Origin of the sequence: Leclercia sp. Colony189 (genome assembly GCF_009740165.1) — a bacterium.
Taxonomy (GTDB): domain Bacteria; phylum Pseudomonadota; class Gammaproteobacteria; order Enterobacterales; family Enterobacteriaceae; genus Enterobacter.
Genome location: NZ_CP046557.1, coordinates 4,093,150 through 4,114,334, shown reverse-complemented (window position 1 = coordinate 4,114,334; position 21,185 = coordinate 4,093,150). Strand labels below are relative to the sequence as shown.

The following is a 21,185-nucleotide window of genomic DNA, read 5'->3' as shown; positions in this document are numbered from 1 at the left end:
AGTCTTTCTAAACGCGGGCGCGACGGTGCCTGTGCAGCCACATCAATTTATAGGCCGCCGGAATAATAAACAGCGACAGCAGTGGTGCCGTGATCATGCCACCAATCATCGGGGCAGCAATCCGGCTCATCACTTCCGAGCCTGCGCCAGCGCCCCATAAAATGGGCAGCAAACCGGCAAGGATCACCGCGACCGTCATCGCTTTAGGCCGCACACGCAGAACCGCCCCCTGATACAGCGCAGCGTCCAGTTTTACAGTACTGAAGGTGCGTGGATCGTCCAGAGATGGATCGGCCTCGATGGCATGGCGCAGATACATCAACATTACTACCCCAAATTCCGCGGCTACCCCGGCCAGCGCAATAAAGCCAGTACCGGTGGCTACCGACATGTGAAACCCCATCCATAACAGGAACCAGAACCCGCCCACCAGGGCAAAGGGGACGCTGGTAATGATCAGTAACGCTTCACCAACGCGACGAAATGCCAGATACAGCAGCACAAAGATGATGAGTAATGTCATCGGCACCATCAATTTCAGCTTCTGGCTGGCGCGCTCAAGATATTCAAACTGCCCGGAGAAGGTTACGCTGATGCCGGGTTTTAACTGCACATTTTCAGCAATCGCCTGCTTCAGGTCGTTAACTACTGATAACAGGTCACGATCGCGGGCATCAATATAAATCCAGCCTGTGGGACGCGCGTTTTCTGTTTTGAGCATCGACGCGCCTGTTGAGACCGTTACGTCTGCGACATCCCCAAGGGTGATTTGCTGTTTCATCGGGGTCAGGATGGGCAACTGACGCAGCTGTTCCGGGCTATTGCGATAGCGTTGGGGATAGCGAAGGTTAACAGGATAGCGTTCAATGCCCTCCACCGTTTCGCCAATCATGGCCCCACCGACGGCGGAGGTAATAAACAGCTGCACGTCGGCTGGGGTCATACCGTAGCGCGCCGCTCTGTCGCGCTGGATCTCCACGTTGATATAGCGCCCGCCAGCCAGACGCTCTGCCAGAGCCGAGGTGACCCCCGGCACGGTTCTGGCCACCCCTTCAATCTGCTCTGCTGTGGCGTCGATATCGGCCAGAACCCTACCGGAGACTTTGATGCCAATAGGGCTTTTTATCCCGGTCGAGAGCATATCAATGCGGTTACGGATGGGCGGTACCCAGAGGTTTGCCAGCCCCGGCAGGCGCACCGTTTTATCCAGCTCGGCCACGATCGTGTCCATCGTCATACCCGGTCGCCACTGATCTTCAGGTTTCAGCTGAATGGTTGTTTCCACCATCTCCAGCGGTGCCGGGTCGGTTGCCGTTTCCGCTTTTCCGGTTTTGCCAAAAACGCGCGCAACTTCCGGCACGGTCATGATCAGTTTATCGGTAGTTTGCAACATCGCCGCCGCTTGCGCAGCGGAAATGCCCGGCAGAGTAGAGGGCATATACAACAGATCGCCTTCATTAATTTGCGGCAGAAACTCCCCCCCGATCTTATTGAGCGGCCAGATGACGGTCAAAACCGACAGCACCGCCACCAGTAAGGTCGTTTTCGGCCAGCGCAGCACTTTGAGCAACAGGGGGTGATACAGGCGGATCAACAGGCGGTTCAATGGATTACTGGTTTCCGCCGGGATCTTACCTCTGATCCACAATCCCATCAGGATCGGGATCACCATGATCGCTAATAGGGCAGCCCCCGCCATCGACCAGGTTTTGGTAAAAGCCAGCGGTCCGAACAGGCGTCCCTCCTGGCCTTCCAGGGTAAAGATCGGAATGAAGGACAAAGTGATAATCAACAGGCTGATAAACAGCGCCGGTCCAACCTCAACGGACGCCTGGGTGATCACCTGCCAGCGTGTGTCGTTGCGTAGCTTCTGGCCCGGATGCTGGTGTTGCCACTCTTCCAGGCGCTTATGGGCATTTTCGATCATCACGATAGCGGCATCCACCATCGCGCCAACGGCAATGGCAATGCCGCCAAGGGACATGATATTGGCGTTAATTCCCTGAAAACGCATGATGATAAAGGCGAAGCACAGGCCAAGCGGCAGTGAAATAATCGCCACCAGCGCGGAGCGCAAATGCCAGAGAAACAGGGCGCAGACCAGGGCAACCACAATGAACTCTTCCAGCAGTTTATGGCTCAGGTTACCGACGGCCCGGTCAATGAGCTGGCTGCGGTCGTAAGTGGTGACAATCTCCACCCCTTCCGGCAGGCTTTGCTTTAACGTCTCCAGCTTATTTTTGACCGCGGAGATCACCTCCCGGGCATTTTTACCGGAACGCAGGATCACCACGCCCCCGGCCACTTCTCCTTCGCCATTAAGCTCAGCGATACCCCGGCGCATCTCCGGTCCAGTCTGCACCCGCGCCACGTCACGCAGATAAATCGGTACACCGTTGACGCCAGCTTTTAGTACGATGGCATTGAAATCATCCAGCGTTTGCAGGTAGCCGCTGGCCCGGATCATATACTCGGCTTCAGAGAGCTCGACAGAGGCACCCCCCGCCTCCTGATTGGAGGCATTCACTGCGGCTTTCACCTCCGCCAGACTGATGCCGAACTGGGTTAGTTTCTGAGGATCGACCACGATCTGGTACGCTTTAACCACGCCTCCCACCGACGCCACTTCAGCAACATCCGGGAGAGTTTTCAGCTCATATTTCAGGAACCAGTCCTGTAAAGAGCGCAGTTCAGCCAGATCGTGTTTGCCGCTGCGATCCACCAGCGCATACTCAAAGATCCAGCCTACGCCGGTGGCATCCGGACCCATTTCTGCCGTTACGCCCGCGGGCAGTTTGCCCTGGACCTGGTTGAGGTATTCCAGCACCCGGGAGCGCGCCCAGTACCGATCCGTACCCTCTTCAAAAATGACATACACATACGAATCACCAAACTGCGAAAAGCCGCGCACCGTTTTTGCGCCTGGCACAGAGAGCATGGTGGTGGTGATTGGGTAGGTGACCTGATTTTCTACCAGTTGCGGAGCCTGGCCCGGATACTGGGTTTTTACGATCACCTGTACGTCAGAGAGATCCGGCAAGGCATCAACCGGGGTGTGGAGGATTGTCCAGGTACCCCAGATGCTGAGAAACGCTACGCCCATTAACATCAGAAAACGGTTAGCCACCGAACGGCGAATAATCCATTCAATCATTTGCTTTCCCTTCGTGCGGATGGCCGGTTGTACGCATTCTCTCCAGCGCGCCTGTGATGTTTGCCTCTGAATCGATCAGGAACAGGCCGCTCGACACGACCTTTTCACCCTCTGTAAGTCCGGTACGAATGGCGGTGATACCCTGGGATTCATGGAACACTTCAACCAATTTCGGGACAAAGCGCCCCTCGCTATTAACGGTAATAACCCGTTGCTCATCACCGCTGTCGATTAACGCGGTGGAAGGAATTAACAGCATGGGCTGACTTTGGCTGTTGAGTTTTAACCAGGCATTCATACCCGGTTTCAGGGTCTCGTCCGGGTTATCCACCTCCAGGCGCAGCTGGAGCGTGCGGGTTGCCGCATCCACACTCGGCAGCAGCGACCATTTCTTCACGGAGAGCGTTTTATCCGGCCATGCCGGCACAGAAAACGTGAACTGTGATGTATCGTTAATCAGCCAGGCGATGGATTCTGGCACTGAGGCTGTGATCCACACCGGGTCCATACCCTGGATTTTGGCGACTACGTTGTCTTTAGCGATGTTCATCCCGCTGCGCAGATCAAATGCGGTAATCACCCCGTCAATAGGCGCTTTCAACGTGAAGCGGGTCTGAATTTTGCGGCTGGAGATGAGACGCCGTACAGCCTCGTCCGGCATACCCGCCAGCCGCAGGCGCTCAAGGATCCCTTCAGTTTGAGTACCTGTCCCGCCAGTCTCCTGCAGGAGTAAATATTCACTCTGTGCTTCAACCCAGTCCGGGATAGTCATGTCCACCAGCGGCATCCCTTTGCGCACTTTGTCCCCCACGGTCAGGGGATAGACTTTCTCAATAAAGCCCGCTGAGCGTGCCTGCAGGATAGCAAACTGATATTCGTTGTAGCTGACATTGGCCGGGAAGGTCCGCTGATACTGCAGCGGCCCCTGGCGAACCGACTCCACCTTTACGCCGAGGTTTTGTGTCTGGGTCGGGTCGATGCGAATGCCAGGGGCAGGGGTTTCCCCTCCCTCTTCATCGGCATACTTCGCCACCAGATCCATATCCATAAAGGGTGACTTGCCTGGTTTATCAAAGCGGGTGTTGGGGTACATCGGGTCATACCAGAACAGCACTTGCCGGTGCTGCTCTGTGGCGGGAGCTTCCGTGGTCGAATGCGCAGCTGAAATAGAGAAAGCAATGCCCGCGGTAATGCTCCCGCCCAGGATCGCGCCGCCGACAATAAGTGCTGTGTTTTTAATGTTGAAAGGCATCATAGTTATTCCATTCACGCTCAGTGCACCGTATCTGGCGAAATTAATCCTGGGTGTGGATATCCTGTAATAACGAGATGTTGCCCTGCTGCACAAAGGTAAATTCAACCTTGTCGCCCGGTTTAATATCCTGCAGGTGCGTCGTGGGGGTCAGGGTGAAACGCATCGTCATTGCTGGCCAGTTCAATGCCGCGACAGGTCCGTGGGCGATGGTTATCTTTTTTTCTTGCATATCAATATGTTTTACTTCTCCTGTGGCGTTGACCACCGGATGTTGCTCTGCCGTTGCCGCGGTGGGCTGCATGTTTGCCATGTCATGCCTGTCGCTGGCGTGCGCGCTGAACAGGGTCGCGGAACAGAGGCCGAATAAGAGTGCGGTAGAGAGCGTTTTCATCGTGATAATTCCTGAGTGAAGTAAGGGAGTTATTCAATCCAGCCGCCGCCGAGAGCGGTGAATAACGTAATTTCGTTTACCTGACGGGCGTAGTTAAGGTCGAGTAAGGTCTGCCGGGTGGTAAACAGGGCGCGTTCGGCATCCAGCACTTCGATATAGCTGACCGCGCCATGCTGATAGAGGCCTCTGGCGCGCTGTTGGGTTATCTGCAGCGAGGTGAGATAGCGCTGCTGCGCCGCAATCTGATCGCTAATGTGCTGGCGTAATGCCAGCGCATCCGCAACCTGTTTAAAGGCGGTCTGGATCTTATTTTCATAATTCACTACCGACTGTTGCTGACGAATTTCAGCCAGGCTGAGGTTCGACTGATTACGTCCGGCATTAAACAGAGGCAGCTCGATTTTGGGGATAAAATTCCACATCCCACTGCCCGCAGAAAACAGGCTGGATAACTCGGTACTGCTGCTGGATAACGCGCTGGTGAGAGTGATGGACGGGAAAAAAGCGGCGCGGGCGGCACCGATATTGGCATTGGCCGCCAGCAGCTCGTGTTCAGCCTGCATGATATCCGGGCGCTGCAATAAAATGTTTGAGGAGAGATTTGGCGGTAATACTACGCCATTATTTGCAATATCCTCGCGATAGCCATTCTTCGGCAGCGGGTTCCAGGTACCCAGCAGCAGATGCAGGGCGTTATCGGCCTGCACCAGCTCCCCTTGCCGCCTGGCGATATCGCTGCGGGTGCTCTCTATGACGCCACGCGCCTGCTCCAGTGCCAGCACACTGGTGCTGCCTGTCAGCAGTTGCTTCTCAACAAAGGTATAAACACGCTCATAGTTGGCTAACGTCTCCTGGGCCACCTGGAGCTGGGCCCAGGCCCGCTGCTGATTGAAATAGGCCTGCGATACATTCGAGATAAGTAAAATATGTACCGCCCGATGAGCTTCGGCGCTGGCAAGATACGCCTGACGCTCAGCTTCACTCAGATTTTTTAAGCGGCCAAAGAAATCCAGATCGAAGCTAAGGTTGAGGCCTGCTTCATAGTCCCCCGTGGTCGATGCATTCCCGTCCACTCTCCCGCTCACTGTTTTACGGCCATCCATCGTCAGTTGCGCAAAACGGTCGGCATCCGTTACGCCGTATTGCGCCTGGGCTTCCTCTACTTTCAACGCCGCCATTCGCAAATCGCGGTTATTTACCAGCGCTTCGTCTATCAGGGCCTTGACGTGCGGATCGACAAAAAAGGCCCCCCAGCCGCTATCCCGGTAACCCGGCGTGGTAGCCACTAATGCATTCTGGCTGAGCGAGAATTGCGACGGCACCGGGGCGGACGGGCGCTGATATTCCGGTGCCAGCGAAAGACAGCCGGTCAGAATAAAACTTACGCTGAGCGTCATTAATTGAAATTTACGCATAGGTTTTCTCGCCCGGGCGGATCCTTAAAGGGGTAGTTCAACGACGGGTACTTTACGTTCCGGACTCTGTTTGACGGGTGACAGGAAAATGACAAAGCTGTCATTAAGCGGAATATGCCTTTGCTATCGAATCCGGGATGCCTAAAATCTCAGGCTCGCAGCGCAGGGCAGGGAGAGAACGTCATGAAAATTCTGATCGTCGAAGACGAGAAAAAAACCGGCGAGTATTTGACTAAGGGGCTGAAAGAGGCCGGGTTTATTGTCGATCTGGCAGACAACGGCCTGAACGGTTTTCATCTGGCAATGACCGCAGATTACGATCTGTTGATCCTAGACATTATGCTGCCGGATGTGAACGGCTGGGATATTGTCAGGATGCTGCGCACGGCCAACAAAGGGATGCCCATTCTCCTGCTCACCGCGCTGGGCACCATTGAACATCGGGTCAAAGGGCTTGAGCTGGGCGCTGATGATTATCTGATTAAGCCTTTTGCCTTTGCCGAACTGCTGGCCCGGGTAAAGACGTTACTCCGTCGTGGCGCGGCGGTGATGGTCGAAAGCCAGTTTCAGGTAGCCGATCTGACCCTCGATCTGGTCAGCCGTAAGGTAACGCGCAACGGAACGCGCATCACGCTGACCAGCAAGGAGTTTACCTTGCTGGAGTTCTTCATTCGTCATCAGGGCGAAGTATTGCCCCGGTCGCTGATTGCATCTCAGGTCTGGGACATGAATTTTGACAGCGATACCAACGCCATCGACGTGGCGGTGAAAAGGTTGCGGGGCAAGATTGATAACGATTTTGAACCACGGCTCATCCAGACCGTGCGCGGTGTAGGCTATATGCTTGAGGTGCCAGATGATCTTTAGGCGCTCCCCCCGGCCTTTTTCGTTGGCCACGCGGCTCACGTTCTTTATCAGCCTCGCCACCATTGCCTCTTTTTTTGTCTTCACCTGGGTAATGATCCACTCCGTAAAGGCACATTTCGAAGAGCGCGATATTCATGATTTGAAGCAGATAGGCTTCACCCTCGAAACGGTACTGAGCCATCAGGAGGAGCCGGAAAAAGAGCGGCTGGAAATCCTGCAAAATGTCGTGGCAGGCTTCGCCAATATCTCTGTTTTGCTGCTGGATAGGGATAATCGTCCGGTTTTTCAGTCCTCAACCGGACCCGATTTGAACACCCTTCTCAACGATCCCGCCCCTGGCAGAGATTTGCGTGCCGGACATGTGCTCTTATGGCGTGATCCCGCCCCGCACCAGGGAATGGCTGATAGTGCGCAGGCGCAGCACAGCGCCTGGCGTATAATTATGCTACCCATCGGCAAAAAAGCAGATGGCACGCCCGCCTATAATTTACTGATGGCGCTATCGATCAATTTTCATCTGCATTATATCAATGACCTCAAAAACAAGCTGATGATAATGGCGTCGATAATCAGCATTATCGTGATCTTTATTGTGCTGTTTGCCGTCTATCAGGGGCATAAACCTATCCGCAGTTTAAGTCAGCAGATCAAAAATATTAGCTCGGCCGATCTCGGTGTCCGCTTAAATAAACAAAATGTGCCCATTGAGCTGGAAAGGCTGGTGATCTCTTTTAACCATATGATTGAGCGTATAGAAGATGTCTTTAACCGGCAGTCCAATTTTTCTGCCGATATTGCTCATGAAATGCGTACCCCGATCACTAATCTTGTCACGCAAACCGAAATAGCTCTCAGCCAGCCACGTAACGTGAAAGAGCTGGAGGAAGTGCTCTACTCCAGCCTGGAGGAGTTTTCACGCATGTCGAAAATGGTCAGCGATATGCTATTTCTCGCCCAGGCAGATAATAACCAGCTGATCCCGGAAAAAGAGAAGCTGGATCTGGCGACGGAGATCGCCACGGTTTTCGACTTCTTTGAAGCTCTGGCCGAGGAACGCGAAGTAGCGCTAAGCCTGGAGGGGCAGGCCACCCCGGTGGAGGGCGATCCGCTGATGCTGCGTCGGGCAATAAGCAACTTACTGTCAAACGCCATCCGTTATACCCCACGCGGGAGCACCATTACCGTTCACCTGCGCTCAGGGGAAGGGGAAGTGCATATTAGTGTGGAAAACCCGGGCACGCCTATAGCGCCTGTGCATTTATCCCGGCTGTTCGATCGCTTTTATCGGGTCGATCCCTCTCGTCAGCGAAAAGATGAAAACAGCAGCGGCATCGGTCTGGCGATCGTTAAATCCATTATTACTGCCCATAATGGACGGGTATCCGTTGAGTCAGATAAAACCTCGACGCGCTTTATTCTGATGCTGCCTGCTCAGTCAGGGGCCATTAATCCGCCGTTATGATGAACAGGAAAAGTATCACTATGCTGTCATTTTTTCAGAGATGAATGAACATGAGCGCGCAGCCGTGTGTCTCAGGGCTGCAGATGATTCTTCCGGTACTGTAAGGGCGTCTCTCCGATCCCCTTTTTAAACGCGCTGATAAAGTAGGTCACGTCTGAAAACCCCACCCGCGCGGCAATCTCCCGCACGCTGGCGTCTGAATGCAGCAGGCTCTCACAGGCTTTGCGTAATCGTAACGTATTCAGGTAATCGTGAATTTTCTCTCCCGTCTCCGCATGGAATTTCCGTGATACGTAGCTGCGGGATTTACCCAGCTCGTCTGCCAGCGCATCAAGACTGAACTTATGCTGGTAGTGCTCATCCAGCCAGAACATTACCTGGCTGGCGATACCGTGGCTGTTGCCGGGCTGGCCTTCGTCATCGTGCGGCAGCATGGCGAACAGGCTAATCAGCAGGCTGGCGATGCGTTCGCTGTTCAACGGCGGCGGGTAGCAGCTGAAAAGATGATCGATATGGCTGTGGCAGTGGGCCATGTCCGCTACCCAGGCTTCTCCTCCACGTTGGGACAGCTTCTGGAGTCGCTGTTGGGTCTGGGGAAAATCACGCAGGGCTTTCATTACCGCATGCTGATCGAGATGAATAATGGTCCGGCGGTAGTTCGCTTCGGCCTGGGGGTCGACCATCACCTTGTGCAGGGTAAAGGGGGGAAAGAAAAACAGCCTCCCCGGGCGCATGGTGTAGTGGCGGTTATCGACAATCGCCACGCCAAAGCCCTCTTCGACATAGAGGATCTCCAGACACTGGTGCCAGTGGTGATAGCGCACGGTGTTGGCGAACAGGCGACTGAACGACACGAGGGTATCGTTCAGGGTGATGAGCTCAAGGTGTTCCGGCGTAGGTGTCTCGCGCATAGTGCAATAAAACTCAACTTTTCCCTTTTCTTTCCTCTTTATAAACCACCATTTTAAATTTCCTCAACTGCGGGTTTATTCATCTCTCACTCCTGTGACCCGGCTAACATTTCTGCACCTTGTTGATTAACTATGCTTTGCCGCAGTTGATTGCGAGGACAAGCGTATGTGCGCGGCAAATAAAGAAAAATCAAATCCGTTGTCATCCCGCCAGGATCTGGTGGCGGCCCTGAACATGTGGCTTGCGGCGGTAGATAATCAGTTTCCGGCGGGGAGTTCGCGGTTTTCACTGGGCGATACCTGCGCGCACTACGCCCGGGATGTGGCGCAGATGGAGGGGCTCTCCCGGGTCTTATGGGGGCTGTTTCCGCTGATGGCCGCAGGCGACAGTACGCCGTTCAGCGATAAATATTTTGCCGCCATTAAGCAGGGTACCGATCCGCAAAGCGCAGGCTACTGGGGCGAAGCCGGGCCTTATGACCAGCGTCTGGTGGAGATGGCGGCCTATGGCCTCGGGCTGGCGCTCCTACAGGACAAACTTACTGAACTGTTTAGCGAACGGGAGCTGATGAATCTGCACGCCTGGCTGAACCAGATCACCGACGCGACGATGCCGGACAGCAACTGGAACTACTTCGCCATCATGGTCCAGCTTGGCTTTAAGCGCGCCGGATTGCCCTACGACCAGCAGGCTATCGATCGCCGCTTCGCCATGATGGAGACCTACTATCTGGGGGACGGCTGGTACTCCGACGGTCCGGGACGGCCAAAGGACTACTACATCTCAATGGCGTTTCACTTTTACGGTTTGCTCTACGCCACCCTGAGCGGTGATGAGGCGAGGGCAGAGGTGCTGCGCCAGCGTTCGCGCCTGTTCGCGGAAGATTTTATCTATATGTCCGCTGCCGACGGCGCCTCGGTGCCCTTTGGCCGCAGCCTGACCTACCGCTTCGCGATGGTCGCCTTCTGGAGTGCGGTGGCTTTTTCCGGGCTGGAGGTGTTCACGCCGGGGATTGTGAAAGGGCTCATCCTCCGTCATCTGCGCTGGTGGCAGCAACAGCCGATGACCGATCGCGACGGGATCCTGACGCTGGGTTTCGCCTACCCGAACCTGGCGATGTGCGAGGACTATAACTCTCCCGGCTCGCCTTACTGGGCGCTGAAAACCTACCTGATTCTGGCCCTGCCGGAGAGCCATCCGTTCTGGCAGGCAGAAGAGCAGCCATTACCTGCGCTTGCCGAAAAGCGCCTCATTCCCCATGCCCAGCAGATCCTGATGCAGGCGGATCACGTCACCATGCTCACCGCCGGACAGCTGGAGCTGAACAACTATGTGAACACCGAGGCGAAATACACCAAATTTGCCTACTCCAGCCGCTTTGGGTTCACCATCGAGCGCGGACGCTTCGGCATCAAGCATGCTGCCTGCGACTCCATGCTGCTGCTGGCCGATGGTGATAACTACTTCCGCGGACGCCGCGAATGCGAGGCGGTCCGCGTCGACGAGAACTTCATCTTTTCGCGCTGGTCGCCGTGGCACGACGTCCACATTGAGAGCTGGCTGGTGCCGTTTGGCGAGTGGCATCTGCGCCTGCACCGCATCAACAGCGCCCGCACGTTGCAGACGGTGGAGGGCGGTTTTGCGGTAATGAAAACCGACCATCAGCTTATCGGGCGCGGCAGTTATCTGAATGCCGCGAACGGCAGCAGCGTCATTGTCGATCTGTCGCCTGTCATCAGCCGTCAGCCTGACAGCGTGGTGACGCCACCCAACAGCAGCATCATGTTTGCCGAATGCGCCGCCATTCCGGTGCTGACCACCACTCTCCCGCAGGGGGAGAGCTGGCTATGCAGTGCGGTATACGCCTCCGGGAAAGCGCGTGCAGAGGCAAACACACCACAACTGAAAATAGAAGATAACCGGGTCGTTATTTGCGCGCCCGGAAGCGAACGTAAGCTGTCGTTCATTTTATAAGAGCCTTACCCTGGATATCGGCGAGGATGGTATGAGCAACAAAACTGAATATTACAAAATCAGCAGTTTTATCTTTCTCTATTTCTTTACCTGGTCGGCCAGTATTGGTTTGCTGGCGATCTGGCTCGGGCAAAAAGCCAACCTGAGCGGCTCGGTGATCGGCACCGTATTTGCGGTAAATGGTGTCTTCTCCGTTATTCTGAAACCGATCTATGGCTATATTCTGGATAAGATCGGCATGAGCAAATACCTGCTCTATTTTGTGGTGGCGATGTCCGCCCTGATGGCGCCGTTCTTTATTTATGTCTATCAGCCGCTGTTAATGTCCAACACCATGCTGGGGATTATTATCGGCGCGCTCTATTTAAGTTTCGCCTGGTATGCGGGCGTCGCGGCGTGCGAATCCTATTCCGACCGTTTCAGCCGTCTTAACGGCATGGAATTTGGTCAGATCCGTATGTGGGGATCGCTCGGCTGGGCGGTGGCATCGTCGTTCTCCGGCCTGCTGTTTAACCTCTCTCCTGCGTACAACTTCATTATGGGCAGCGTGGCGTCGGTCATTATGCTGATTGTCCTCCTGAGCCTGAAGGTGAACACCAACTCGGCCCATGCCGGTGAGGTGCTGACCAAAGAGAAAATCGTTCCGGCGGATGTTTACGCCCTGCTGCGCAGCCGCAAATTCTGGGCCTTCTGCCTGTACGTGGCGGGCGTGGCGTGGATGATGTTTATCGCCGAGCAGCAGTTCTCGCGCTATTTCGTCACCTTCTTTGATGACGTGCATCAGGGCAACGCGGTCTTTGGCTATCTGGGCACCGTGCAGTCGGGGATGGAATTTGTCATGTATATGGTCATCCCGCTGTTCGTGAATTTTATTGGCGCCAAGCGTGGGTTATTGATTGTCGGTCTGATTGTCGGGGCGCGCCTGATTATTTCCGGGATCTGCGATTCGCACCTGCTTATTTCGGTTCTCAAGCCGCTGTACGGTCTGGAGATCTGCCTCCTGCTGGTGTCGGTCTTTAAATATATCGCCGAGCATTTCGATAAACGCGTGAACGCCACCATGTATCTGCTGGGCTATCAGGCAATGCTCTACGTCGGTAATGTCGTGGTCTCTTCCCCTGCGGGTTATATGTATGACCGCATCGGCTTTGAGCAGACCTATATCATCATGGGCGCTACGGCGCTGACCTTTACCCTTATTTCCGCCTTCACGTTATCCGCCTGCCAGAGCAAATGGCGCGGCGCAAAAACGCTGAACGTTGCTGAACATCACTAATTTACGTCGTCAAAGAAGGAATCGAATTATGTTAAGTCGTATCACCGAGGAACGTCTGGCCGATATTCCCGTGCCCGTGGATGAACGCGCCTTTAGCGATGAATTAATCTCGGCACGCAGCCATATCCTCGACCTGATTAGCCGTCATTTAACGGAATTCGGTGACAAATTCCCGGCAGAAACCTGCAAAGAGGGGTTTTATCCCCTGACCGATAACGTCGAGTGGACCACCAGCTTCTGGACCGGGCAGCTGTGGCTGGCGTGGGAGATGAGCGGGGAGGAGAAATTCCGTGAGATGGCCCAAAAACACACGCGCTCGTTTGGCCTGCGCATTGCCGGGCGCAGCGACACCAACACCCACGATCTCGGCTTCCTCTACACGCTCTCCTGCGTGGCGGACTGGCGGCTGACCGGCAGTCGCGAGGCGCGCGGCTTCTCGCTGCTGGCGGCAGAAGCTTTGCTGGAGCGCTTCCACGAGAAGGCGAAGATCATCCAGGCGTGGGGCGATCTGGCCGACCCGGAACAGGCTGGCCGGATGATCATCGACTGCAACATGAACCTGCCGCTGCTCTACTGGGCGACGGAGCAGACCGGCGATCCGCGCTTTGCCGAGGCCGCTAAAGCCCATGTGATGCAGGCCGCAACGTACCTTATCCGTGACGATGCCTCCACCTTCCACACCTACTATATGGATGTGGTCACCGGCGCGCCGCGCTACGGCAATACCCAGCAGGGCTATGCGGACGACTCCTGCTGGTCGCGGGGCCAGGCGTGGGGGATTTACGGCTTTCTGCTGAGCTATATCTATACCGGCGACGAGACGATGATCGCCCTGTCAAAACGGCTGGCAAACTACTTCCTCAACCGCCTGCCGGAGGATTACGTCTGCCACTGGGATCTGGCGCTGGTGGGCACCGACGCGCTGCGTGATTCATCGTCAGCGGCGATTGCGGTATGCGGCCTGCTGGAGCTGGTGAAGCACCTGCCGGTGACTGACCCGGATCGCGAGCGCTATCTGGCGTGGGCGAAAGGGATCATGTCCTCGCTGACCAGGCACTACCTGATGGGAAAAGAGGAGAAGGGCAACGGCGTGCTGAAACACTCTGTGTATCACCTCGCCAGCAATAAAGGCGTGGACGAGTGCGCCAGTTGGGGGGATTACTTCTACGTCGAAGCGCTGGTGCGCTTTACCCAGAGCTGGAAACTGTACTGGTAAGAAAACGCTGGGGTGGCGTTGTTACCACCCCAGCACTTCAGTGATTACCCGCCGGTAGGGGGTGTCGATTTGGGCTGGCACCTGGTCAAAATAGTCCCGCGCGTGCTGGCGGGCCTCGCCGCTCAGGCTATCCAGATAGACAATCGCTTCGTCCACGGTAGGCACCCGCCCCTCCAGTGAGGCGCTTCTCGGTGGCAGCCCGGTCCAGATCACCGCCTCGATGCCTCTCTCGGCCGCCCATTTAGCAAGCAGGCCGGTGTGGCGCTCTCCAGTCAGCAACGAACCGATACCGTCACAACGTTCCTCAGGGATCCCTTCGCGCTCGCGCAGGGCCTGACAGGCAACGTTCAGGGTTTCCGCGTTGAGCCACGCCCAGAGCACGGGAACGGCAGGTGCGTTCATGCAGAGGGCGGTGGCGAGCTCGCCGCCATCGCTGATCCGACAAAATTCAACGGGGAGCGATGGCCCGTCAGTTTTCCACTCCCCGGCGACGGGGAGTGGGCCGCTTTTCCATATCAACGAGCCCCAGCCCAGACAGGCTATCTTCATCATCTTCCCTCGGTGCGGTGCTATCAGGCTTCTGGAATACGCAGCGTCTGGCCGGGATAAATTTTATCGGGGCTAGAGAGCATAGGGCGGTTGGCTTCGAAGATTTTGTTGTACTGCGACGCATCGCCATACACCGTTCTGGAGATAGCGCTCAGCGTATCACCCGATTTGACCGTATAGTAGGTGGCTTCTTGTTGGGTGTCGGTGGCGGTGATGCTGTTTTCCACCTCGCTGACGCCCGCGATGTTCCCTACCGCGACCTGGATTTTTTCCTTCTGCTCCTGGGTGAGTCCGTCACCCGTCACCACGGCCTTACCATCGTTGACGTTGACCTGCACTTTGTCGGCGCCCGGTATGTTGAGTTTTTTAAGGTGTTCAGTCACCTTATCGCTCTGACCTTTGTGATCGGTCAGGTTATCCCACAGCTTTTCACCTGCCTCTTTAACGAAGTTAAAAATTCCCATTCCTTCCTCCAGATAACAATGAAATCAGAAGTAAGCATAGCAGGTGCGTTTTGAGGTGATAAAAAAAGCCCGGAAACGCTATGCGTACCGGGCCTGAGATTCGGTGCTGTTGGTATTGCCGGGCGGCACTTCGTTTGCCCGGCCTACGGTTTTGTAGGCCCGGTAAGCGTAGCGCCACCGGGCAAAACAGGGGTTAAACCCCGTTCTCCAGAATACGGATATGCGTTTCCAGAACGTCACCCTTCACCGCCTCGCTCCACGCTTTCATGTGCGGAGTCTGCAGATGCGCTTCAAGGTGCGCGACGGTTTCCCACTGCTCAACCATCACGATGGAGTCGGGGGCGGTGGTCTGGAAGCTGACGCCTGCGGCGGTGTCCACCATCGGCGCGTAGCCGTGGCAGCCGGCTTCATCTAAAACGGTCGGGATAATTTTAGCGAACTGCTCCAGCACCGCCTGACGGTGATGTTGGCCAGGACGGGTACGAATTTCAGCAATAACGGTAAGCATGGTCATTTCTCCTGATAACATGCAACCAGTTAAGCAAAAATTTCAGCCAGATGCTTGCGATATTCTGCGATATAGCGTGGCACGTCCGGCATTTTGATCACGTCGTTGGTGATAAAGGTCGGCAGCGCCTCCATTCCCAGGAACTGGTTGGCTTTGTGGAACGGCAGATAAACACCGTCCACGCCCACGCCGTGGAAGAACTGATCTTCTTCGGTGAAGGCTTCTATCGGGGCGTTCCAGGTGAGGGAAAGCATGTACTTTTTCCCCTGAATCAGACCGCCGGAGCCATATTTTTTCGAGGCATCTGAACGGGTGCGGCCATCGCTGGCATACAGCGCGCCGTGGCCTTCGGTAAAGACATCGTCCATGTACTTTTTCACGGTCCACGGTGCGCCCATCCACCAGCCAGGCATCTGCCAGATCACCACGTCAGCCCAGAGGAAGTTCTGCACTTCGGCCTGGATATCGTATTCACCGTCGGTGCGCACGACTTTAACATCATGCCCGGCGTCGCGCAGGAAGCCGTCCGCGACCTCGGTCAGGGTGTCATTCAGTTGGCCATTGGAGTGGGCGAATTTTTTTGCACCGTTGATAATTAAGATATTGCTCATTAAGTTGTCCTCAGAGTAGCGAGTCTGAGGGCTATTCTACGCGCGACAGCGGTGCGGTGAAATTAGCAAAATGTGCAAAGTCTTTTGCTATAGCAGCAATAATTCCCTACCAGCCGACGGTGACGGCAAAGCCGCCCTCCGGCGCATTCCCGAGAGTTACCCTCATTCGATGCAGGGCGGCAATCCGTTTGACGATAGACAACCCCAGCCCGCTGCCGGTTTGCTCCTGCCCTGGCGGGCGATAGAAGCGCTCGCCGATCCGCGCCAGCGCCTCGGGGGCAATGCCCGCTCCGTTGTCACGGACGGTAAAACTGCGGCTATCGAGCGTAACCTCCACCACACTGCCGCGCGGGCTGTAGCGTACGGCGTTATCCAGCAGATTGCGTACCAGCAGGCTCAGCAGCAGCTGCTGGCCGGGGCGGGTGACCTGCGGGGCGTTGATGTTCAGGCGCATCTCGATCCCGGCCTGCTGCGCCGGAGAGTAGATCGCCATCACCGCCGACTGAAGAACATCGGCCAGCACCAGGGATTCCACGTCATCGAGGCTCTCCAGTGAATCCAGGCGCGACAGGGTCAGGAGCTGCTCAACCAGCCGCGATGCCCGGTCGATACCGGCGTGTAGCTGGTTCAGCGCTTTGCCCTGCGCCTCAGGATCGTCCAGCGACAGCTGCGCCACGTCGGTCTGCACTTTCAGGGCGGTGAGGGGGCTGCGCAGTTCGTGGGCGGCATCGGAGGTAAAGCGGCGCTCGCGGGCCATCATCTCCTGGGTGCGGGCGAACAGATGATTCAGCGCATCGAGCAGCGGACGAACCTCAACGGGCACGCCGTGGGTCGGCAGGCGGTCAGTGGCATCCGGTGAGCGGAGGCGCAGGGTTTGCGCCAGCTTTTTCAGCGGGTGCAGTTCCCGGCTCAGCAAGACGATAAGCAACAGCAGCATCACCGGCAGCGCCACCAGCCAAGGCGTGAGCTGCGATCGCACCACGTCCAGCGCCATCTCCTGACGGTACTCCCGCTCCTGGCCGACCACCACCCGGTACTTGCCGTCCGGGGCGGTAAGCCAGAGGAAGCGCCATTCGTCGTTATCGTCGTCCAGCCGCCCGTTGTCGAAGCCCTCCCGGCGATAGTGGTACGGAATGTCGCGTCCGTTTTCGCCGTCGTTAAGCACCATTTTGCCCTCGGGGGTGTAGATGGCGAAGGCCAGCGCATCGTCATCCAGATGGCCGTGACGGGCTTTTTTCGGCACCTCGCGCATGCGTTCCGGGGCTTTGAGCTCGTCGAGATCCATGGTCAGCAGCCTTTTGGCAAACAGCATCTGCTGGGTGTCAAACAGCTTATCGAGCTTATCGGTGGTCTGGTGCCAGGCGACGATGCTCGCGGCAAACCATGCCGTCAGCGACAGGGCTAAGAACAGCAGCGTCAGGCGCAGCTTGAGGCTGAGGCGTTGGGTCAGTTTCATGCGTCACCCAGGGTATAACCGATGCCGTGCACGGTGCGGATAACATCGCTGCCGAGCTTGCGGCGCAGATGGTGTATGTGGACTTCTATGGCGTTGCTGGAGACGTCGTCATCCCAGGTATAGAGCTTCTCTTCAATCAGCTTCCGCGGCAGGACGCGGCCTGCGTTGCGCATCAGGAGTTCCAGCAGGGCAAACTCTTTCGGCTTCAGCACCAGAGTTTCGCCGTTCAGGGTGGCGACGAGGCTGGTGGGATTGAGCGTGATCTTACCGTGGCGCAGTTCGCTGTGCGCCTGCCCGTGGCTGCGGCGCACCAGCGCCTCCAGACGGGCAGCCACCTCAATCAGGGCGAAGGGTTTACAGAGATAATCGTCAGCCCCCAGGCGCAGCCCCTCGACGCGCTGATCGAGCGCATCCCGCGCGGTTAATATCAGCACCGGTTCGTCGCGCCCCTGTGCCCGCCATTCGCGCAGGATTTGTAGCCCGTCGAGGCCGGGCAGCGTCAGGTCGAGTACCACGGCGTCGTAGGGGGCGCTATAGAGCGCCGCACGGCCCGTTTCGCCGTCGGTGAACCAGTCCACGCAAAAGCCCATTTTCGTCAGCCCGGCTTTAATGCCATCGCCAATCAGCCTGTCATCTTCTACCAGTAAAATGCGCATGTTTCCCTCCCTGATGCCGTCAGTAAACCCTCTGTTACGCACAGCTGTACAGTAAAAAAATTTAAATTTTCCGCTTAAGAAGTTGTTAAGGTTTACCCTGTTTAATGGATTGCGAAACGACATTAAAGGGAGAGTTAAGATGAAAAAAATCGCTGCTATTGCTGCCATCATGATGATCACCTCCGCGCCGGTGTTTGCGGCACAGGGGGGATTTAATGGCCCATCCGCGACGGCAACCCAGACGCAAACCCAGCAGGGCGGGTTTGTCGATAATGACGCTAACCTCACCACGGCGCAGAAGGTCAAGGATATGAAGGATGACAGCTGGGTGAAACTGCGCGGGACGATTACCGAGCGCCTCTCTGACGACCGTTATACCTTCCGTGATGAGAGCGGCACGGTAACGGTGGAGATCGACAATAAACACTGGAACGGCCAGACCATTACGCCGCAGGATAAGGTTGAGCTGCAGGGCAAGGTCGATAAAGAGTGGAACGATTTCGAAATCGACGTGAAACAGGTTATCAAGCTGAATAAATAACCCATCAAGGGGCCGCTATTCCGGCCCCTTTTTCTTTGTGACTCGACTCGCCAGATAAGGTAGTATCTGCGGCAATATTGCCTGAAACCAACTGGTTTCTGAGTTGAGGAATCCCATTTAATGAGCGATATGGCAGAGCGCCTCGCGCTACATGAATTCACGGAAAACGCCTACCTGAACTACTCCATGTACGTCATCATGGACAGGGCGTTGCCGTTTATCGGAGATGGCCTGAAACCCGTTCAGCGCCGCATCGTTTATGCGATGTCTGAGCTGGGACTGAATGCCAGCGCCAAGTTTAAAAAATCCGCCCGTACCGTGGGTGACGTGCTGGGTAAATACCATCCGCACGGCGACAGCGCCTGTTATGAAGCGATGGTGTTGATGGCCCAGCCGTTCTCCTACCGCTATCCGCTGGTCGACGGCCAGGGGAACTGGGGTGCGCCGGACGATCCGAAGTCGTTCGCGGCGATGCGTTATACCGAATCCCGTCTCTCAAAATATGCCGAACTGCTGCTCAGCGAGCTGGGCCAGGGCACCGTGGAGTGGGTACCCAACTTCGACGGTACGCTGCAGGAGCCGAAAATGCTGCCTGCGCGTCTGCCGAACATTCTGCTGAACGGCACCACCGGTATTGCCGTCGGGATGGCGACGGATATCCCGCCGCACAACCTGCGTGAAGTGGCGAAAGCGGCCATTACCCTGATTGAACAGCCGAAGACCACGCTGGACGATCTGCTGGATATCGTGCAGGGGCCGGACTTCCCGACCGAAGCGGAGATCATCACCTCCCGCGCGGAAATCCGCAAAATCTACCAGAACGGTCGCGGCTCGGTGCGTATGCGCGCGGTGTGGACCAAAGAGGATGGCGCGGTGGTGATTACCGCGCTGCCGCACCAGGTCTCGGGCGCGAAGGTGCTGGAGCAGATCGCCGCCCAGATGCGCAATAAAAAGCTGCCGATGGTGGACGATCTGCGCGATGAATCCGACCACGAAAACCCGACCCGTCTGGTGATCGTGCCGCGTTCCAACCGTGTGGATATGGAGCCGGTGATGAATCACCTGTTCGCCACCACCGATCTGGAAAAAAGCTACCGTATCAACCTGAACATGATCGGGCTGGATGGCCGTCCGGCGGTGAAAAACCTGCTGGAGATCCTCACCGAATGGCTGACGTTCCGCCGCGATACGGTGCGCCGTCGTCTGAATCACCGTCTGGAGAAAGTGCTTAAGCGCCTGCATATCCTCGAAGGTTTGCTGGTGGCGTTCCTCAACATCGACGAAGTGATTGAGATCATCCGTACCGAGGATGAGCCGAAGCCAGCCCTGATGTCGCGCTTTGGCATCAGCGAAACCCAGGCGGAAGCGATCCTCGAGCTGAAACTGCGCCATCTCGCGAAGCTGGAAGAGATGAAAATTCGCGGTGAGCAGAATGAGCTGGAAAAAGAGCGCGATCAGCTGCAGGCGATCCTCGCCTCCGAACGCAAGATGAACAACCTGCTGAAGAAAGAGCTGCAGGCTGACGCCGATGCCTTCGGCGATGAGCGTCGCTCTCCGCTGCACGAGCGTGAAGAAGCGAAAGCGATGAGCGAGCATGACATGCAGCCGTCCGAGCCGGTGACCATTGTGCTGTCACAAAGCGGCTGGGTGCGTAGCGCCAAAGGTCATGATATCGACGCGCCGGGTCTGAGTTACAAAGCGGGCGACAGCTTCAAAGCCGCCGTGAAGGGCAAGAGCAACCAGCCGGTGGCCTTTATCGACACCACCGGGCGTAGCTACGCCATCGACCCGATTACGCTGCCGTCAGCGCGCGGGCAGGGCGAGCCGCTCACCGGCAAGCTGACGCTGCCGCCAGGGGCGACCGTCGAGCATATGCTGATGGAAGGTGATGAGCAGAAACTGCTGATGGCCTCCGATGCGGGTTACGGCTTCATCTGTACCTTTAACGATCTGATCTCGCGCAACCGTGCGGGCAAAGCGTTGATTAGCCTGCCGGATAACGCCCGGGTCATGGCCCCGCTGGTGATTGAAGACGAGAACGACATGCTGCTGGCGATCTCCGCCGCGGGCCGCATGCTGATGTTCCCGCTCAGCGATCTGCCGCAGCTGTCGAAAGGCAAAGGCAACAAGATCATCAACATCGCTGCGGCGGATGCGGCAAAAGGGGAAGACAGCCTGGCGCACCTCTTTATTCTGCCGCCGCAGAGCACGTTGACCATCCATGTGGGTAAACGCAAAATCAAGCTGCGCCCGGAAGAGCTGCAGAAAGTGGTGGGCGAACGTGGACGCAAAGGATCGCTGATGCGTGGCTTGCAGCGCATTGACCGTGTAGAGATCGACTCTCCACACCGCGCGACATCGGGCGACAACGAAGCGTAACAGAGCACCTCCCCCTCCGCTCAGGAGGGGGACTCGTGAAAAACATCCGTTATAGAAACAAAGGAGTTACCCGCTCACAGTTGCAGTATAATCGCCAAC

At 56.4% G+C, this 21,185-nt stretch carries 18 protein-coding genes; 7 read left to right on the top strand and 11 right to left on the bottom strand.

The window, feature by feature from the left end; all coding sequences use genetic code 11:
* Positions 1-7: 7 nt before the first annotated feature.
* The 4 genes from GNG29_RS19550 to GNG29_RS19535 are packed head-to-tail and all read right to left on the bottom strand — an operon-like array spanning position 8 to position 6,215.
* Positions 8-3,154: a CusA/CzcA family heavy metal efflux RND transporter gene (locus GNG29_RS19550; protein ID WP_156655233.1), complete on the bottom strand. Its 3,147-nt coding sequence runs from the start codon at positions 3,152-3,154 to the stop codon at positions 8-10.
* The gene (locus GNG29_RS19545) at positions 3,147-4,409 is read right to left on the bottom strand and encodes an efflux RND transporter periplasmic adaptor subunit (protein ID WP_156655232.1); all 1,263 of its coding nucleotides are present in this window, start codon (positions 4,407-4,409) and stop codon (positions 3,147-3,149) included. Before GNG29_RS19545 ends, GNG29_RS19550 begins: the two co-directional genes overlap by 8 nt.
* Before the next feature lie 40 nt (positions 4,410-4,449).
* Complete coding sequence (cusF, locus tag GNG29_RS19540) at positions 4,450-4,800, bottom strand: cation efflux system protein CusF (protein WP_103176982.1); 351 nt, start codon at positions 4,798-4,800, stop codon at positions 4,450-4,452.
* Positions 4,801-4,829: 29 nt separating this feature from the next.
* A complete protein-coding gene (locus GNG29_RS19535) occupies positions 4,830-6,215 on the bottom strand; it encodes a Cu(I)/Ag(I) efflux RND transporter outer membrane protein (protein WP_156655231.1) in 1,386 nt (461 codons plus the stop codon).
* Between the two features lie 183 nt (positions 6,216-6,398).
* On the opposite strand from GNG29_RS19535, the gene GNG29_RS19530 reads away from it, so the two are divergent.
* Positions 6,399-7,082: a copper/silver response regulator transcription factor gene (locus GNG29_RS19530; RefSeq protein WP_103176980.1), complete on the top strand. Its 684-nt coding sequence runs from the start codon at positions 6,399-6,401 to the stop codon at positions 7,080-7,082.
* Entirely contained in the window at positions 7,072-8,544 is a 1,473-nt protein-coding gene (locus GNG29_RS19525) for a Cu(+)/Ag(+) sensor histidine kinase (protein ID WP_156655230.1), read from the top strand. Before GNG29_RS19530 ends, GNG29_RS19525 begins: the two co-directional genes overlap by 11 nt.
* Positions 8,545-8,615: 71 nt before the next feature.
* Here GNG29_RS19525 and GNG29_RS19520 read toward each other — a convergent pair whose 3' ends face one another.
* Positions 8,616-9,455 (bottom strand): AraC family transcriptional regulator, encoded by an 840-nt coding sequence (locus GNG29_RS19520; protein WP_156655229.1) that lies wholly within the window; start codon positions 9,453-9,455, stop codon positions 8,616-8,618.
* Positions 9,456-9,621: 166 nt separating this feature from the next.
* Between GNG29_RS19520 and GNG29_RS19515 the strand changes: the two genes are divergently transcribed.
* Genes GNG29_RS19515 through GNG29_RS19505 form a run of 3 tightly spaced genes read left to right on the top strand, consistent with a single transcriptional unit; the run spans position 9,622 to position 13,922 of the window.
* Complete coding sequence (locus GNG29_RS19515; protein ID WP_156655228.1) at positions 9,622-11,430, top strand: DUF2264 domain-containing protein; 1,809 nt, start codon at positions 9,622-9,624, stop codon at positions 11,428-11,430.
* A 31-nt stretch (positions 11,431-11,461) separates the two neighbouring features.
* Positions 11,462-12,706: an oligosaccharide MFS transporter gene (locus tag GNG29_RS19510; protein ID WP_197431824.1), complete on the top strand. Its 1,245-nt coding sequence runs from the start codon at positions 11,462-11,464 to the stop codon at positions 12,704-12,706.
* A gap of 28 nt (positions 12,707-12,734) precedes the next feature.
* Positions 12,735-13,922, top strand: a complete 1,188-nt coding sequence (locus tag GNG29_RS19505; RefSeq protein WP_103822868.1) for a glycoside hydrolase family 88 protein — start codon at positions 12,735-12,737, stop codon at positions 13,920-13,922.
* A gap of 21 nt (positions 13,923-13,943) precedes the next feature.
* Here GNG29_RS19505 and GNG29_RS19500 read toward each other — a convergent pair whose 3' ends face one another.
* The 6 genes from GNG29_RS19500 to qseB form a co-directional block, all read right to left on the bottom strand.
* Positions 13,944-14,474, bottom strand: a complete 531-nt coding sequence (locus GNG29_RS19500) for a hypothetical protein (RefSeq protein WP_371816533.1) — start codon at positions 14,472-14,474, stop codon at positions 13,944-13,946.
* Between the two features lie 20 nt (positions 14,475-14,494).
* On the bottom strand, positions 14,495-14,935 hold the full coding sequence (gene lysM / locus GNG29_RS19495; protein ID WP_156655227.1) for a peptidoglycan-binding protein LysM: 441 nt from the start codon (positions 14,933-14,935) through the stop codon (positions 14,495-14,497).
* A gap of 193 nt (positions 14,936-15,128) precedes the next feature.
* Positions 15,129-15,443 carry a putative quinol monooxygenase gene (locus GNG29_RS19490; protein WP_103180983.1) on the bottom strand — a complete coding sequence of 105 codons (315 nt, stop codon included), beginning with the start codon at positions 15,441-15,443 and terminating at the stop codon, positions 15,129-15,131.
* Between the two features lie 29 nt (positions 15,444-15,472).
* Positions 15,473-16,054: an NAD(P)H-dependent oxidoreductase gene (locus GNG29_RS19485; protein ID WP_103176972.1), complete on the bottom strand. Its 582-nt coding sequence runs from the start codon at positions 16,052-16,054 to the stop codon at positions 15,473-15,475.
* Positions 16,055-16,160: 106 nt separating this feature from the next.
* Positions 16,161-17,510 (bottom strand): quorum sensing histidine kinase QseC, encoded by a 1,350-nt coding sequence (gene qseC / locus GNG29_RS19480; RefSeq protein WP_156655226.1) that lies wholly within the window; start codon positions 17,508-17,510, stop codon positions 16,161-16,163.
* Positions 17,507-18,166, bottom strand: a complete 660-nt coding sequence (qseB, locus tag GNG29_RS19475) for a quorum sensing response regulator transcription factor QseB (protein WP_103176970.1) — start codon at positions 18,164-18,166, stop codon at positions 17,507-17,509. Before qseB ends, qseC begins: the two co-directional genes overlap by 4 nt.
* Positions 18,167-18,305: 139 nt before the next feature.
* On the opposite strand from qseB, the gene GNG29_RS19470 reads away from it, so the two are divergent.
* Together GNG29_RS19470 and parC are read left to right on the top strand one after the other, a co-directional pair.
* A complete protein-coding gene (locus GNG29_RS19470) occupies positions 18,306-18,707 on the top strand; it encodes a YgiW/YdeI family stress tolerance OB fold protein (protein ID WP_103176969.1) in 402 nt (133 codons plus the stop codon).
* Between the two features lie 120 nt (positions 18,708-18,827).
* The gene (gene parC, locus GNG29_RS19465) at positions 18,828-21,086 is read left to right on the top strand and encodes a DNA topoisomerase IV subunit A (protein WP_103176968.1); all 2,259 of its coding nucleotides are present in this window, start codon (positions 18,828-18,830) and stop codon (positions 21,084-21,086) included.
* Positions 21,087-21,185: the final 99 nt, after the last annotated feature.

What these genes read in the sequence shown, in the direction of transcription:
- GNG29_RS19545 (WP_156655232.1), bottom strand. Translation starts at nt 4,409, where the DNA reads ATGATGCCTTTCAACATTAAAAACACAGCACTTATTGTCGGCGGCGCG.
- qseC (WP_156655226.1), bottom strand. Translation starts at nt 17,510, where the DNA reads ATGAAACTGACCCAACGCCTCAGCCTCAAGCTGCGCCTGACGCTGCTG.
- GNG29_RS19530 (WP_103176980.1), top strand. Translation starts at nt 6,399, where the DNA reads ATGAAAATTCTGATCGTCGAAGACGAGAAAAAAACCGGCGAGTATTTG.
- GNG29_RS19505 (WP_103822868.1), top strand. Translation starts at nt 12,735, where the DNA reads ATGTTAAGTCGTATCACCGAGGAACGTCTGGCCGATATTCCCGTGCCC.
- lysM (WP_156655227.1), bottom strand. Translation starts at nt 14,935, where the DNA reads ATGGGAATTTTTAACTTCGTTAAAGAGGCAGGTGAAAAGCTGTGGGAT.
- GNG29_RS19490 (WP_103180983.1), bottom strand. Translation starts at nt 15,443, where the DNA reads ATGCTTACCGTTATTGCTGAAATTCGTACCCGTCCTGGCCAACATCAC.
- GNG29_RS19485 (WP_103176972.1), bottom strand. Translation starts at nt 16,054, where the DNA reads ATGAGCAATATCTTAATTATCAACGGTGCAAAAAAATTCGCCCACTCC.
- GNG29_RS19500 (WP_371816533.1), bottom strand. Translation starts at nt 14,474, where the DNA reads ATGATGAAGATAGCCTGTCTGGGCTGGGGCTCGTTGATATGGAAAAGC.
- GNG29_RS19550 (WP_156655233.1), bottom strand. Translation starts at nt 3,154, where the DNA reads ATGATTGAATGGATTATTCGCCGTTCGGTGGCTAACCGTTTTCTGATG.
- GNG29_RS19520 (WP_156655229.1), bottom strand. Translation starts at nt 9,455, where the DNA reads ATGCGCGAGACACCTACGCCGGAACACCTTGAGCTCATCACCCTGAAC.
- qseB (WP_103176970.1), bottom strand. Translation starts at nt 18,166, where the DNA reads ATGCGCATTTTACTGGTAGAAGATGACAGGCTGATTGGCGATGGCATT.
- GNG29_RS19515 (WP_156655228.1), top strand. Translation starts at nt 9,622, where the DNA reads ATGTGCGCGGCAAATAAAGAAAAATCAAATCCGTTGTCATCCCGCCAG.
- cusF (WP_103176982.1), bottom strand. Translation starts at nt 4,800, where the DNA reads ATGAAAACGCTCTCTACCGCACTCTTATTCGGCCTCTGTTCCGCGACC.
- GNG29_RS19510 (WP_197431824.1), top strand. Translation starts at nt 11,462, where the DNA reads ATGAGCAACAAAACTGAATATTACAAAATCAGCAGTTTTATCTTTCTC.
- parC (WP_103176968.1), top strand. Translation starts at nt 18,828, where the DNA reads ATGAGCGATATGGCAGAGCGCCTCGCGCTACATGAATTCACGGAAAAC.
- GNG29_RS19535 (WP_156655231.1), bottom strand. Translation starts at nt 6,215, where the DNA reads ATGCGTAAATTTCAATTAATGACGCTCAGCGTAAGTTTTATTCTGACC.
- GNG29_RS19525 (WP_156655230.1), top strand. Translation starts at nt 7,072, where the DNA reads ATGATCTTTAGGCGCTCCCCCCGGCCTTTTTCGTTGGCCACGCGGCTC.
- GNG29_RS19470 (WP_103176969.1), top strand. Translation starts at nt 18,306, where the DNA reads ATGAAAAAAATCGCTGCTATTGCTGCCATCATGATGATCACCTCCGCG.